Genomic DNA, 14,542 nt, shown 5'->3' with positions numbered 1-14,542 from the left:
CTTTGTTCATCCTATTTATTATGTATTAGAACATAGCTGATATATACGTGAAACAGCCATTTAATAGACATTATATCAATCAGAGGAAAGGATAGGAAATAAAAACGCCTCTGCTCATAGCAGAGACGCCAGTCGTTATTTCATTCTAAACGGCCACCAATTCCATTTACCAAAAATACGAACCATGACCGGAATAAAGAGGGGCAATACAACAAAAGCATATAATAAAAGTCCAATGAGTACGACTGTTGCAATTTCAACAAGCGATAATACTCCTGATGGCAGCATAGCAGCGAACGTACCTGCTAAAATGGCCACTGCAGAAATAATAACAGAACCCATATTTCTCATCGCTGATATCATCGATGCTTGCACATGCTCTCCCTTCCATTCATTAAAACGATCCATGAGGAAGATAGAATAATCGATGCCGAGCGTCACAAGAATGACAAAGCTGAAAAATGGAACAGCCCAGCTGACACCATCGTAGCCAAAAAATGTTTTAAAGATCCATTCTGTTAACCCGATTGATGTAAAATACGTTAAAATCAGTGAAAGTGTTAAGTATATCGGCATGACGATTGACCGTAATAAAATAATTAAAATAATAAAAATACCAATTAACATGAAGATAACAGTTCGAATAAAGTCACCGTCAGACGTTTCTTTTAAGTCCACATTTAAGCTTGAGATACCAGATACACCGTATTTGGCATTTTTGAGTCCACTTACAGGTAAATATTGATCAAGGGTTTCCTCAATTTTCGCGACACCTTTCATCGCTTCATTGCTGTATGGATTCACATTTAAGATGACTTCAAAAGTCGTTAATTTCCGATCTGGAGACATATACGTATGAAAGATTTGCTTAAATTCTTGGCGTTTCAGCACTTCTTCTGGAATAAACCAGCCCGTTATTTCTTCATCTGGCGCTTGCTGAAGCTGCTTTAAGTAGCCGTCAGCCTCGGTGAAGCCGCTTTTGACCTGCTCAAGCCCTTCAATACTTTCACCTAATCCATCTGTTAACAACGTAAGTTTTGATGAAAGCTGGCTAAATCCTTTTTTGATGGCTTTTTGGCCGTCTGTCAGCTGATCTGCACCATCTTCAATTTTAGGCATTTCTTTAATCAATTGTTTTTGGCCCTCATTTGTTTGGTCAAGACCGTCATAAATTTGATCAAGCCCATCCATGAGTGCTTGCACTTGTCGTTTTACTTCTTTTTGCTTGCTTGATAAGGTTTGAATCACTTGATCTGCCTGCTCGATCTTTTGCTTAAAGTGAGAGGCTTCCTCTTCATATACACTCATTTGATCCCCTGCTTGATCAAGCATTCCTTTTGTTTCTTTGAATACTTTCTTGATTTCTTTATATTCTTCCATGTCTTTTACTTCTGGAAGACGATTTTCTAGTGCTTCAAATGATAGATTTTCATAGGATGCATTTACTTTCTTAATGGTTGTCATCAGCTGCTGATTCGATTTCGCATGGCGTTCTAGTGTTTTCACCACTTGCTCTAGCTCTTGAATCATCGTTTCGCTGCTGCGATATTCTTGCTCTAATTCTTTTTTCGCTTCTTTGATTTTACTTCGAATCGTGCCGACGCCTTCTTTACTGCGCCTCACCCCATCTTCTAAAGAGATAAGGGATTCCCTGACTTCTCCGATACCGCTTTTGATTGCTTTCGTTCCATCAATTAGCTTGTCAATGCCTTGAGCGGATTCTTCAATTTTTGGTTTTTGTTTGAGAAGGGCCAGATTTGTTTCTGTCAAGCCATCAGAAATTTTCCCGATTCCTTCATGTCCTTTGCCAAGTTCTCCTCCCAGCTCTTTCGCTTGAGAGGTGACATAAAGCTGGCTCAGCCCGTCTCCAACAGGGCGCGTGACACTACGGACTGTTTTGACTTCGTCAATGTCATTTAATTTACGGGTCAGTTTTTCAATGATCACAATCTTTTCTTGATTATCTAGCTTATTGTCACTTTCGACTAGCACATTCAGCGGCAGCGCTTCACCAAAGCCAAATTGCTCTGATATCGTATTAAATGCAGACACCGACTCATACTTATTCCCAATTTCATTTAAACTGTTATAAGACAGGGTGCCGTCGTACATCAGAATAGGAGGTACCGTAATAAGAGCGACTAACCCTAAGCTGATGAGCGGCCTTTTAAATGAAAAACGCCCAGCCCATTCCCACATTTTACTTTGCGGGTGCCGAATGTTTTCTCTTTTAGATGGCCAGAATAGAGATTTTCCGAAAACAGACATAAAAAAGGGAACGATGGTGACAAGGGCAATCAGCAGAATGCCTACTCCAACGGCAACACTAACGGCTGATTGATACAATTGGAATTTAGCAAAGCCAATACTTGAGAAGCCGACTAACACGGCTAAGCCGCTGAAAAATACCGTTTTCCCTGCACATCGATATGTGACGATAATCGACTCTTTGACATCACGGCCTTGACCGATCTCCTCTTTAAAACGGCTTAACAGCAGGATGCAATAATCCGTTCCGATACCGAACATAATGGCTACCATAAAAATCTGAGTAAAATTAGATAGAGGAAATTGTGTATATTCTACGAGAAAAGCCACAATACACCGGCTGACAGCGTAAGAAATGCCTATCGTAATGAGCGGAACAACAGGTGCCAATATCGATCTGAAAACAATGATTAAAATAAAGAAAATAAAAATCATCGTGATAAGTTCAGTTTTCTTCAGACCTTGTTGAGAGCTTTGAATGACATCTGAATCCACAAATTTTTGACCCGTTATTTCATATGAGACATGATAGGGCTTTAAAACTTCCTCAATTTGTTCTTTAATCTTCACAGCTTTTGTTTCGTAGTGGTCGAATTTGAATGGAACAAGAAGTGTACTTTTATCCTTTGATAAAAGTTGTTTTTGAATGTCCGGATCTACATGAAAATACGAAGTAATTCCGTCAATGTGGAGTTCTGGGGCATGTGTCATGAGTGCAGCTAAAGCCTTTTTTAATTCCTGCTCTTTCGCAGGGAACAGATGTTGTTCGGAGAATACAAGCACACCTGTATCTTTTTTCCCGTTCTTATCTGACAGCTTATCCAATAGGTGAAGTGCCTCAGCTGTTGGTGTCCCCTCCGGAACCTTTAATTGCCCTTTTTCTCTTGTTAATTCCTCTAAATCGGGCGCAGTAATAAACAGAATCACAGCTGTTATCATCCACACCACTAATACAATCCATCTTGCTTTAATTATTTGCAACATAGCTGCTTCAAGCTCCTTCTAGTTCTTCAATCAATTTGCTGTATTTGAGCGTGTCTGAAGTGCTGACTGCGTCTCCTTCAAATGGCAGGATGACCTATTCAATTGTCCTTTCGTGTTGTAGAACCACATCTCCATCATCAGCACGCGAGCTCAATTTCTGCCTAAAGAAAGACAGAAAATGAATGTTTTTGAACACCTCCGATTTGGGATAATTTAAAAGATATTACTATACCTTAGTTTAACTATCAAAATTTTACATGTCAATTTATAAAAAAGAAAAAAGATGGCAAAATGCCGTCTTTTTTCTATATTTAAACTGTTTTCAATTGTTCGCTCTCATCCTCTTCATCTGGCTGGATGAAAAAGAGGACCAAAAATAGTGAAATGAGACTGCAAATGGTCGAGAGAATAAAAACAATGGAGTCCCCTTTATCCATAAGATAGGCAAAAATCGGAGGTCCTAAAGCAACACCGATAAAACGCATACTGCTATAAAATGACGTAATGGTACCACACTGTTCTTTTTCAATTCCTTCTGTAATCAGCGCATCAAGTGCAGGCAGCACAATCCCGATGCCAACACCGCCAATGCTTAAACAAATAAACAAGACGTAAAAACTGTGATTCCACCATAAAAAAATATAAGAAAGTGATAACAAAGCCATACCTGCGATTAAAAAGATTCTCATTTTCCCTTTTTCTTTTCCAATCGTTTTTCCAGCAATGTAGGAACTGATAGATAGAAAAAGGAGCGGGATACTCAGCAGGAGCCCTTTTTTGACACCCTTTATTTGATAAGCCGCCTCTAGGTTATCAGATAAGTAAAAGAGCACACCAAAAAGAAGAAACATAATAAAACCGCCAATAGCAAAAATGGCATAAAGCCAGCGTCCCTCATGCTTAAAAATGGTCTTTGTTGATTTTAAAAATTCTTTAAATGTAGGCGGATCCTCCTCTTTTTTCGACGACTCTACCATGAACAGTACCATGAGAAAGCTGATGATCGAAAAGAACGGAATGAACCAAAACGGCACAAACCAAAACCATGAAGCAAGAAGTGCCCCAATAATAGGGCTTAGTACCTTACCTGCTGTATTAGAGGTTTCAATGGCGCCAAGTCCTGCACTGACCTCTTCATCATCATGAAACAAATCTCCAATAAACGGCATAACGACAGGTGCGGCTCCAGCTGAACCAATCCCTTGAAGGACCCTTCCAAACAGAATCCACATATAAGGTTCTTTCATGATCGTTGAGGCGACTGCTGCCACAGCTCCTCCAAGTCCGGCGATTAAAAGACACGGCAGCAGTACCTTTTTCCGCCCAATCCGGTCTGATAAGTAACCGGCGATTGGAATACATAAGATGGCTACAACCGAATATACCGTAATAATGAGAGAGACTTGAAAGGAAGTAATCGAGAGTTTCTTTTCTATCTCTGGCAATACTGGTATTAACATCGAGTTCCCTAGTGTCATGATTAGAGGGACTGATGATAATGCAATGATATTCTTTTTACTGACTGTTTTCTCGCCCAACATCATTCACCCAATTCTATATACTGTTACGTATTAGTGTGGCAAGTTTAACGAGTATTATGTATGGGCAAACAAAAAGCAGCCGCCTATGGAAGCGACTGCTTATTAAAATCGTTTGCGTATGACATGAAAGCTGAATTTATCCGCTCGAAAATAATTGAGGGAGTATAAGACCGGCTGATCATCCTGATCATAGTGCATTTGTTTCAGTAATAATAACGCCGTTTCAGGGTCACAATCTAGAATCGGTGAGACCTGATCGTGGTAGCCAATTGGTTCAATGTCAGCAACTGCATATTTAATCCCGCTGTGCGGTTCTCTTCCAAACAGCTCAAAAAGAGACTCTTCTTCATGTGTAAAAGAAGCGGGAAGATGTTTGACCGGAATTTTATCTAAACAATAAACAACTGGCTGCCCATCTGCCGTTCGAACACGTTCCATTGAAAAAATCCCATCAGATTTATCACACTGAAAACGAATGACATCATTCTCTGTTGGCTCCCCTTCTTGCGAGGATAAAAAGATGGTGCCAGGCGTCATATTGACCTGCTCAATCATTTTCGTGACACTTGTCAGCTGTTCTATGCCTGTCGAAAAAAGTGGTCTTGAATTGACGAAAGTCCCTACCCCATGCCTTCTAATTAAATACTTCTCTTCTTCTAATATACGAAGGGCCTCACGCAGTGTCGCTCTGCTCACACCTAAAAGTTTTGAGAGCTCAAACTCAGAAGGCAGCTTTTCTTTTTCGGCATATACACCTGTTTGAATATCTTCTTTAATACGGTCAATCACTTTCAAATATAAATGGCGATTGTCTGTTTTGGTCGACATGTTTTCCCTCCGTCTAATCAATGCAAATGATAAGATGAGAAATCTCTATTCCGAGATAAGTTGAACATAACTATATCATGTTTTTGCAAATAAATAAATAGTCTGACATCCAGTTAACATAATCATACTATCGTTTACTATTTTTCAGGAAAGCTCTCTTCAATTTATGAAGAGAGCTCGTCATATTGTTCTTTTGAGAGAAGAACTTCTCTCGGTTTACTTCCTTCATATGGGCCTACCACGCCTCGCTCTTCCATTGCGTCAATGAGACGTGCCGCCCGGGTATAACCGATGCGAAATCTTCTTTGCAGCATAGAAACAGAAGCCGTCTGCATGCCGATGATCAATTCAACTGCTTCATCATACAGATCATCTTCCACAGCCGCAAGCTGATCCTGCGTTTCTTCGCTCGGAATCATTTCCTCTTGGTATTGTGCTTTTTGCTGTGTAATCACGTGATCAACAACATGTTCCACTTCTTCATCTGATAAAAAGGCGCCTTGCACACGAACCGGCTTGTTTGCACCAACAGGTAAAAACAGCATGTCCCCTCTGCCCAGCAGCTTTTCTGCGCCTCCCATATCAAGGATCGTCCTTGAATCTGTTTGAGAGGATACGCTAAAGGCAATGCGGGACGGGATGTTGGCCTTAATGACACCTGTAATGACATCGACAGAAGGTCTTTGTGTGGCGATAATCAAATGAATTCCCGCAGCACGTGCCATTTGAGAAAGTCTTGTAATGGAATCTTCCACATCAGAGGAAGCGACCATCATTAAATCTGCAAGCTCGTCTACAATGACAACAATATAAGGAAGCTCTGGCTGTTTAGCATCTTCTGTTTGATTCATACGTTTAATGTAATCATTGTATCCTTCAATATTTCTTGTCCCCGTATGCGAAAACAATTCATACCGGCGTTCCATTTCGCTGACTACTTTTTTTAGTGCCTGCGAGGCTTTCTTAGGGTCAGTTACGACAGGAGCCAAAAGGTGCGGAATACCGTTATACACATTTAATTCAACCATTTTCGGATCAATCATCATCATTTTCACTTCATGAGGCTTCGCTCTCATGAGAATGCTTGTGATAATACCATTGATACACACACTTTTTCCGCTTCCAGTCGAACCTGCTACAAGCAAATGCGGCATTTTGTTCATTTCAGCAAGCACAGCTTCACCCGAGATATTACGGCCGAGTCCAATGAGGAGCTTGGCATTTGGACGGTCATTTTGCTTCGATTCTAATACCTCTTTTAGTGAAACCATAGCAATTTCTGCATTCGGAACTTCGATGCCGATGGCTGATTTACCAGGAATCGGCGCCTCAATTCGTATGTCCTTTGCTGCAAGGGCGAGGGCTAAATCATCACTTAGATTGACGATTTTACTGACCTTCACGCCGACATCTGGATATACTTCATATTTGGTCACAGCTGGACCTAAATGAACCTGTGTGACTTTTGCTTTCACACCAAAGCTTTGAAATGTTTTTTCAAGTTTTCTGGCATTTTCATAAATATTTTTCTTATCTGTTTGCTGACCTGAATGCTGGGGCTCTGCCAAAATATCAAGTGACGGCAATTCGTAATCTTTGTTTTCAAGTTCTGTAAATGTCATCGGCGGTGCCTCTTTTGGTTCATCGGCTGTATCTGATTGAACTGGTGCACTTTGCACAGAGTCCTGAAGAGGCGCTGTCTCTTTTGCCGCCTGCTTTTTTTGAACCGTCGGGGCGAGAATGTCATCTCTGTCTGCAAAGCTTGAAATAATCGGCTGGCTATTATCAGAAGACGGGGTTTCCTCTTCGATCAAGATCAGATCATCATCGTCTTCTTCTTCTTGGATGCGTGAACGTTTTTTCTTTTCACCTGTTTTCTGAGAGGACGCGCTCTTTTTCGCCTGCCTGATCCCTTTCATATCTTCAACAAACGCTTTCCACTGCTTCACCATAAATTGTGATAGAGGAATCGTCACTTTTTTCACCATTTCCTGAAGGGATCGGTTTGTAATCAGGACAATTCCAATCAGCATCAGAACAATCGCCATGATTTGCGAACCTGCTTGCGCAAATAAGAAATAAGAAGCAGCAAACAATACGGCACCGATCATGCCGCCCCCTAAATCAGGCGATCCTGTTTCACCTTTCATATCCATCAAGAAAAGCTCAAATGTATTTCTAATCACACTTTGAGAGCCAATGACGCCAGCAGATGAAAGATGCTGAAAGAGCTTCACATGTGACAAAAGCAAGATACTCGCAATGATGCAGTAGAGACCTGCTTTTCTTCTTGTTAAAATATCTGGGATTTGTTTTTTCCAGAAAATCGTCACACCAAAAAGAAATAATCCGATAAGGCAGAGAATGAACCATTCACCTGCAAAGAATCGGAATAGATGTACAAAGGTTTGTCCAACAACGCCCAGCTGTAAAATGGCAATGATCGCTATGGCAATACAGACTAACCCATTTAATTCATATTTCAGTTTTAGCTGTTTATTTTGTTTTTTTCTCGTTTTCCGTTTTCTCTTTTTAGCCATACTCATCACCTTACTACGAAAGAAAATATAACCTACCGAAAGATCAGAAAGAAAGCAGCCTGGTTTTGGCTGCATCTTGTTGTAAGTTTTCCCTTTATTATAGCATAGAATCATTCATATGAGTCGGTTTGATTGGTGCCTAAATGTAACTTCAATCGCTTGCCTGGTGCAAGCTCTTGATTGAGAAAATCCATTGGATTGGTACTCATGACTTGAACGATTTCTGCTTCATCTTCTTTCATTTCTACCATCACTGGCACACCCTGAATGTTTACCTGCTGGAGCTTGCGTTCTCCCTGTTCCTCAGCGTAAATGGCTTCATATGGCATAGGCGTATATAAAATCATTGGATCAGCCCCTCGTTTTGAGATGCCCTGTCTCCGATAAGTTCATTCAACTTTTTAATCGCTTGTCCTACACCGCCCACTTCATTCATGAGTCCGTATTCTGCTGCCTCATGACCAACGACATTTGTTCCGATGTCTCTTGTCAAATTGCCTTTTGAGAACATGAGCTCTTTAAACTTCTCTTCTGTAATGTTGGAGTGGCTTGTGACAAAGTTAATGACTCTTTCCTGCATTTTATCTAAGTATTCAAAGGTTTGCGGAACGCCAATCACAAGACCTGTTAATCGCACAGGATGAATGGTCATCGTAGCTGTTTCTGCAATATACGAATAGTCACACGATACAGCAATCGGGACACCTATCGAGTGGCCGCCGCCAAGCACAATCGAGACAGTTGGCTTTGATAAAGAAGCAAGCATTTCTGCAATCGCAAGTCCCGCTTCAACATCTCCTCCTACTGTATTTAAGATGATCAAAAGACCTTCTATTTTAGGGTTTTGTTCAACGGCTACAATTTGTGGAATAACATGTTCGTATTTGGTTGTTTTATTTTGCGGTGGAAGCTGCATATGGCCTTCAATTTGTCCAATAATGGTGAGGCAATGGATATTTGTATCTTGCGGCAGCTGCGGAACGGCTGTTTCACCAAGCTGCTGTATTTTGCTCATAATGCTGTCTTTTTCTTCTGGCTTTCGCTCAGGCTGCTGTTCATTCTTTTCGTCCATTTGTCTCCATCCTTTCCTCAAACTCTTCTCCTATTATGAACAAATAGGGCATATTCCATCCGCATTCCTCATGCCACATCAAAAAAGCCCAAAGAGCTTATGCTCCTTGGGCTTTATCATCACACTTCCATAATAATTGGAATGATCATCGGCTTACGTTTTGTTTTTTCATATAGGAATTGATTTAGCACATCGCGCATGGATTGTTTCAATGTTGACCATTCAACAACTGAGTTCTCCGTTTGCTCTTTGACAATCTCTTTGACCATTTCTGTTGCTTTCACAATAAGCTCTTCGGATTCTCTTACATAGACAAATCCTCTTGTGATGATTTCAGGTCCAGAAATTAATTGTTTCTTTTGTTTATCGAGCGTAATGACAACAATCAAGATGCCGTCTTGAGACAAAAGGCGTCTATCGCGTAACACGATGTTTCCGATATCACCAACGCCAAGACCATCGATCAAAATGTTTCCTTGGTGAACTTTTTCACCGATTTTGACGTTCTGTCCTCTAAACTCAACAACATCTCCTTTATCAATCAAGAAAATGTCACTGCGTTTCATACCTACTTCTTCAGCAATACGAGAATGTGCTTTTTGCATACGATATTCGCCATTCACCGGAATTAAATACTTCGGTTTTAGTAAGTTCAGCATTAGCTTTAACTCTTCTTGGCAGCCATGTCCAGATACATGCACACGTTTTTGCGCAAAAATGACTTGTGCTCCGCTTCTTGTAAGGAAATCCACTGTTTTAGAGTATGTGAGTTCTTGTCCAGGAAGAGGTGTAGATGCAATCACAACCGTGTCATCTTTTTCAATATGAAGCTGTTTGTGATTTTGCTTCGCCATTTTTGTTAAAGCAGCAAGCGGCTCTCCGTGGCTTCCAGCGGTCAGGATGACCACGTCGTTTTTCGCCATTTTCTTCACTTCTTGAACGGGTACAAATAATTCTTCGTCTGCTGTAACATAACCAAGCTTGATCGCCAGCTGAAGGGTTGTCATCATATTCTTCCCTGCAACGGCAAGCTTACGGCCATTTTGATTTGTTGCATTAATGATCTGCTGCACGCGGTTAATATTAGATGAAGACACAGCAACAATCACACGATTTTCAGCATTGTACATCGCATTTGAGATTTCGTCTTGGACGAGCGCCTCAGAAGGTGTATAGCCTGGTTTTTCAGCATTTGCACTGTCTGAAAGTAGTGCTAAAACGCCATTGTTTCCAATTTTCGCAATCTCTCCGATGTCACAGGCTTGGTTAAGCGCTGGGGTTTGATCAAATTTAAAATCACCTGTGCATACGATTGAACCAAGAGAGGTTTTGAAGCTGATCCCAACTGAATCAGGAATGCTGTGATTCGTTCTAAAGAACGATACTTTTGTTGTTTCAAAAGTAATAACTGATTTTGCATGTACCTCACGCAAATCAGCTTTTTGATTGAAGCCATACTGCTTTAATTTTTCTCGAAGTAACGCAAGGGTCAGCTTCGTTCCGTAGACTGGTACAGACAATTTGCTCAAGCAATGGAATACGCCTCCGATTGCTTCATCATGTCCGTGGGTAAGAAAAATTGCTTTCACCCGATCAGCACGCTCTGTTAAATAAGAGATATCAGGAATGACGACGTCAATGCCCAGCATTTCATTTTCTGGATGCATTAAACCTGCATCTACTACATATATGTCCGAATCAATCTCAATGACATATAGGTTTTTTCCGATTTCTCCAACGCCTCCGAGTGCAATAATTCTTACGTTCTCTGTATTTTTCTTTTTCAAAATTCTTATCCTCCTAGTCTCAAGCCCGTCCATCATCGCTTAATGCTATTATAACTGAATCTAATTTTAGAAAACAAGATGAAGTCACATTTTAAGAAAGTGTTTATGTATAAAAAACGGTCATACTCAGGGACATCTGAGAATGACCGCTTACGAAATCTTTTGTTTTGATCAGCTGTTTAAAACGCTGCTTAAATCCAGTCTCTCTTCTTCTGACAAAGGCAAAAGCGGCAGACGAACAGATCCAACGTCTAGTCCTTTCAGCTGAAGGGCTGTTTTGACAGGTGTTGGATTTGGCGCTGAGAAAAGCTGTTTCATGATTGGAAGCAGCTTTTGATGGATCAATGCTGCATTCGCTGTCTGGCCTGAAGCATAGCTTTTCAACATTTGCTGCATATCCAGTCCTACGATATGAGACGCAACCGAGACAACTCCTTTTGCACCAACAGATACAGCTGGAAGTGTTAAGCTGTCGTCCCCTGAATATACGTCGAAATCTTCTGGCGTCTCTGCAATGATTTTTGTCATAGCATCAAGATCGCCGCTTGCTTCTTTAATGGCAACAATGTTAGGTATTTGCGCAAGCTTAATCGTTGTTTCTGGTGCTAATGAAGCTGCCGTTCTTCCTGGTACATTGTAAAGCATGACAGGAAGAGATGTAGACTCGGCAATGGCTTTAAAGTGTGCATACATGCCTTCCTGTGATGGCTTGTTGTAATAAGGTACGACAAGCATCACTGCATCAACGCCCGCTTCTTCTGCTTTTTTCGTTAGTTTGATAGACGCATTTGTATTATTACTGCCTGTTCCTGCAATGATTTTACAACGACCATTTGCTAATTTGACCGATTGCTGAAAAAGAGCGACTTTTTCTTCATTCGATAAAGTTGGCGATTCGCCTGTTGTCCCTGCAACGACTAAGGAGTCACTGCCGTTTTTTAATAAGTAATCAATGAGAATTGATAGCTTTTGGAAATCGATGTTGCCCTTTTTATCAAAAGGTGTAATCATAGCTGTTGCGATATTTCCGAAATTCATTTTTTTCACCTCATCATGATTCAATCACATTTATCTTGAAAGTTCAAACACTTCATGCAGGGCATTGACAGCCGCTCTCATGTTTTCTTCGTTCACTAACACCCAAATGGTCGTATGACTGTCAGCCGATTGTAAAATCGGAATGTTTTGCTCGGATAGAGCCGTTACAATTTTCGATGTGACACCTGGTACACCCATAATGCCTGCGCCAACAGCTGATACTTTTGCACAATTTGTTGTCACAATTGGTGTATAGCCAAGATCTTTTAGGATCGACGTTGCCTTTTCAGTCATTGCACCTGTCACTGTATACACAATTTCACTCGGTGTGATGTTGAAGAAGTCGACACTGATTTGTGCGTTTGCCATTGCTTTGAAGACCTCTGTTTGTACGCTGTACTGTCCTTCTTTTGCAGGGACTTTGATTTGCGTCACATCATTGACATGTGCAATACCCGTAATGAGGCGGTCGTACACATCATGGCTCATTTTATCTGAGTAGTGTGATGTAACGAGTGTGCCCTCATCATCAGAGTATGTTGAACGGACCCTCATTGGTACTTTTGCCTGCATCGCAATTTCGACAGCTCGCGGGTGAATGACTTTTGCCCCTTGATATGCGAGGTTGCAAATTTCCGTATATGTCACGACTCTCAGCGGTTTTGCATTTTCAACAATACGGGGATCTGCTGTCATAACGCCTTCTACATCTGTAAAAATATCAATAAAGTCTGCCTGCAATGCAGCGCCTAAAGCAGCTGCGGACGTATCACTGCCACCTCGTCCGATTGTTGTCACGTCTCCATTTTTCGCAGCTCCCTGGAACCCAGCGACAACGACAACATCATGTTCAAACAGTGCTGCTTCCAGACGTTCGCATTTCATGTCAATTATTTTCGCACTTGTATGCTCCTTATCTGTCACAAAGCCCGCCTGAGCTCCAGTCATCGCTACAGCCTTTAGACCGTTTTCATTCAGCATACTTGAAAACACAACAGCTGAGATATTCTCTCCGCAGGAAACAAGCAAGTCTTTTTCTCTGTTTGTCATATGCTGCGCGCTGCCGTAAAGCAGACCAAGCAACGTATCTGTCGCATAAGGATCACCTTTTCGTCCCATTGCAGAAACGACAACAACCGACTTATAGCCTTTCTCTTTTGCAGATAAGATATGTGCAAGTGCCCTTTTTCTACCTTGATCATCTTTGACAGATGTACCGCCAAATTTTTGGACAATTATTTTCACTGTTTTCACTCCAAGTTCATTCTGACGTAACAGAAGAGAGCAGGCGAAAGATGCCTAACTCTCTTCTGTTCGTCCTCATCATCCATTGAATGTTAAACTAATTTTAATGCTTTTAAGCTTTCTGCAATTTGAACTGAGTTCCATGCAGCGCCTTTAAGCAGGTTATCAGATACAATCCACATATGGAACCCGTTTGGACGGTCCAAATCTTTCCGAATGCGGCCGACAAATACGTCGTTTTTCCCAACAGCATCTGCAGGCATTGGATAAATTTGCTGAGACGGATCATCTTGCAGCGTAATTCCTGGTGCATCTTTTAGAATTGATTTGAGATCTTCCACTGTTGCATCATTGGATTCTAGTTCGACGTAGACAGATTCTGAATGACCTGTTTCAATTGGAAGTCTCACACATGTTGCCGCTACTTCCAGCTCAGGCATATGCATGATTTTTTTCGTTTCGTTGATCATTTTCATTTCTTCGAATGTATAACCGTTGTCTTGGAATTTATCAATTTGCGGGATTGCATTAAATGCAATTTGATAAGGCATGACTTCTGGTGTTACATCTTCTTTATTTAAAATGGCTTGTGATTGACTGTATAGTTCGTCAATGGCTTCATGTCCCGCACCTGATACTGCTTGATACGTAGAGACAATGACTTTTTTCATTCCATACGCCTGACGAAGCGGTTCTAATGCCGCTACCATTTGAATCGTTGAACAGTTAGGGTTTGCAATGATCCCTTGATGATCATGCAAATCTTTTTCGTTTACCTCTGGTACGACAAGAGGGATGTTTTCGTCCATACGAAAAGCACTTGTGTTGTCAACAACAATCGCACCTCGTTTGACTGCTTCAGGAGCCAGCGCTTTAGAAACATTTCCTCCAGCACTGAATAATGCAATGTTCACTCCTTCAAAGCTTTCAGGTGTTGCTTCCTGAACAGTGTACTCTTGACCTCTGAATGTCACTTTTGTTCCAGCAGAACGTTTTGAGGATAGTAGAGTAAGTGTATCCATTTCAAAATCTCTGTCAGCTAGTGTTTTTAACATTTGTTGACCGACAGCTCCAGTCGCTCCAACTACAGCTACATGCAATCCTCTTCCCATCAGTAAAACTCCTTCCGACCCATCCATAATTCTTTTCTTTCGGATGGCCATCCTATGACTTTTTACATTTTATTTTACCATAGAAAAGCAAGGCTTGAAGCATCTTTTTTGAATCTTTCATGATTTT

The 14,542-nt window shown here is 41.1% G+C and carries 10 protein-coding genes; all 10 read right to left on the bottom strand.

The features are described from left to right. Positions 1–135: 135 nt before the first annotated feature. A complete protein-coding gene (locus tag BAE31_RS04905) occupies positions 136–3,252 on the bottom strand; it encodes an MMPL family transporter (protein WP_076839595.1) in 3,117 nt (1,038 codons plus the stop codon). Positions 3,253–3,563: 311 nt separating this feature from the next. Then, on the bottom strand, positions 3,564–4,793 hold the full coding sequence (gene bcbE / locus BAE31_RS04900) for a bacillibactin exporter BcbE (protein WP_249895846.1): 1,230 nt from the start codon (positions 4,791–4,793) through the stop codon (positions 3,564–3,566). Positions 4,794–4,895: 102 nt separating this feature from the next. Beyond that, a complete protein-coding gene (locus BAE31_RS04895; RefSeq protein ID WP_024424122.1) occupies positions 4,896–5,621 on the bottom strand; it encodes a GntR family transcriptional regulator in 726 nt (241 codons plus the stop codon). Positions 5,622–5,785: 164 nt separating this feature from the next. Beyond that, complete coding sequence (locus BAE31_RS04890; RefSeq protein WP_076839591.1) at positions 5,786–8,161, bottom strand: FtsK/SpoIIIE family DNA translocase; 2,376 nt, start codon at positions 8,159–8,161, stop codon at positions 5,786–5,788. Positions 8,162–8,271: 110 nt separating this feature from the next. Further along, complete coding sequence (locus BAE31_RS04885) at positions 8,272–8,508, bottom strand: YlzJ-like family protein (protein ID WP_008344712.1); 237 nt, start codon at positions 8,506–8,508, stop codon at positions 8,272–8,274. Next, positions 8,505–9,233, bottom strand: a complete 729-nt coding sequence (locus BAE31_RS04880) for a ClpP family protease (protein ID WP_024424124.1) — start codon at positions 9,231–9,233, stop codon at positions 8,505–8,507. Before BAE31_RS04880 ends, BAE31_RS04885 begins: the two co-directional genes overlap by 4 nt. Positions 9,234–9,352: 119 nt before the next feature. After that, a complete protein-coding gene (gene rnjB / locus BAE31_RS04875; protein ID WP_056766486.1) occupies positions 9,353–11,020 on the bottom strand; it encodes a ribonuclease J2 in 1,668 nt (555 codons plus the stop codon). A 171-nt stretch (positions 11,021–11,191) separates the two neighbouring features. Beyond that, positions 11,192–12,058, bottom strand: coding sequence for a 4-hydroxy-tetrahydrodipicolinate synthase (dapA, locus tag BAE31_RS04870; protein ID WP_024427012.1), 867 nt, complete (start codon positions 12,056–12,058; stop codon positions 11,192–11,194). Between the two features lie 30 nt (positions 12,059–12,088). Next, complete coding sequence (gene dapG / locus BAE31_RS04865; protein WP_056766484.1) at positions 12,089–13,303, bottom strand: aspartate kinase; 1,215 nt, start codon at positions 13,301–13,303, stop codon at positions 12,089–12,091. 92 nt (positions 13,304–13,395) lie between these two features. Further along, a complete protein-coding gene (gene asd, locus BAE31_RS04860) occupies positions 13,396–14,415 on the bottom strand; it encodes an aspartate-semialdehyde dehydrogenase (protein ID WP_024427010.1) in 1,020 nt (339 codons plus the stop codon). Between the last annotated feature and the right edge of the window lie 127 nt (positions 14,416–14,542).

Source organism: Bacillus sp. I-2 (assembly GCF_001974945.1).
GTDB classification, from domain to species: Bacteria; Bacillota; Bacilli; order Bacillales; family Bacillaceae; genus Bacillus; species Bacillus safensis.
The sequence above is the reverse complement of the archived record's forward strand: the minus strand, read 5'-3'. Positions and strand labels throughout refer to the sequence as shown.

What these genes read in the sequence shown, in the direction of transcription:
- BAE31_RS04905 (WP_076839595.1), bottom strand. Translation starts at nt 3,252, where the DNA reads ATGTTGCAAATAATTAAAGCAAGATGGATTGTATTAGTGGTGTGGATG.
- bcbE (WP_249895846.1), bottom strand. Translation starts at nt 4,793, where the DNA reads ATGTTGGGCGAGAAAACAGTCAGTAAAAAGAATATCATTGCATTATCA.
- BAE31_RS04895 (WP_024424122.1), bottom strand. Translation starts at nt 5,621, where the DNA reads ATGTCGACCAAAACAGACAATCGCCATTTATATTTGAAAGTGATTGAC.
- BAE31_RS04890 (WP_076839591.1), bottom strand. Translation starts at nt 8,161, where the DNA reads ATGGCTAAAAAGAGAAAACGGAAAACGAGAAAAAAACAAAATAAACAG.
- BAE31_RS04885 (WP_008344712.1), bottom strand. Translation starts at nt 8,508, where the DNA reads ATGATTTTATATACGCCTATGCCATATGAAGCCATTTACGCTGAGGAA.
- BAE31_RS04880 (WP_024424124.1), bottom strand. Translation starts at nt 9,233, where the DNA reads ATGGACGAAAAGAATGAACAGCAGCCTGAGCGAAAGCCAGAAGAAAAA.
- dapA (WP_024427012.1), bottom strand. Translation starts at nt 12,058, where the DNA reads ATGAATTTCGGAAATATCGCAACAGCTATGATTACACCTTTTGATAAA.
- asd (WP_024427010.1), bottom strand. Translation starts at nt 14,415, where the DNA reads ATGGGAAGAGGATTGCATGTAGCTGTAGTTGGAGCGACTGGAGCTGTC.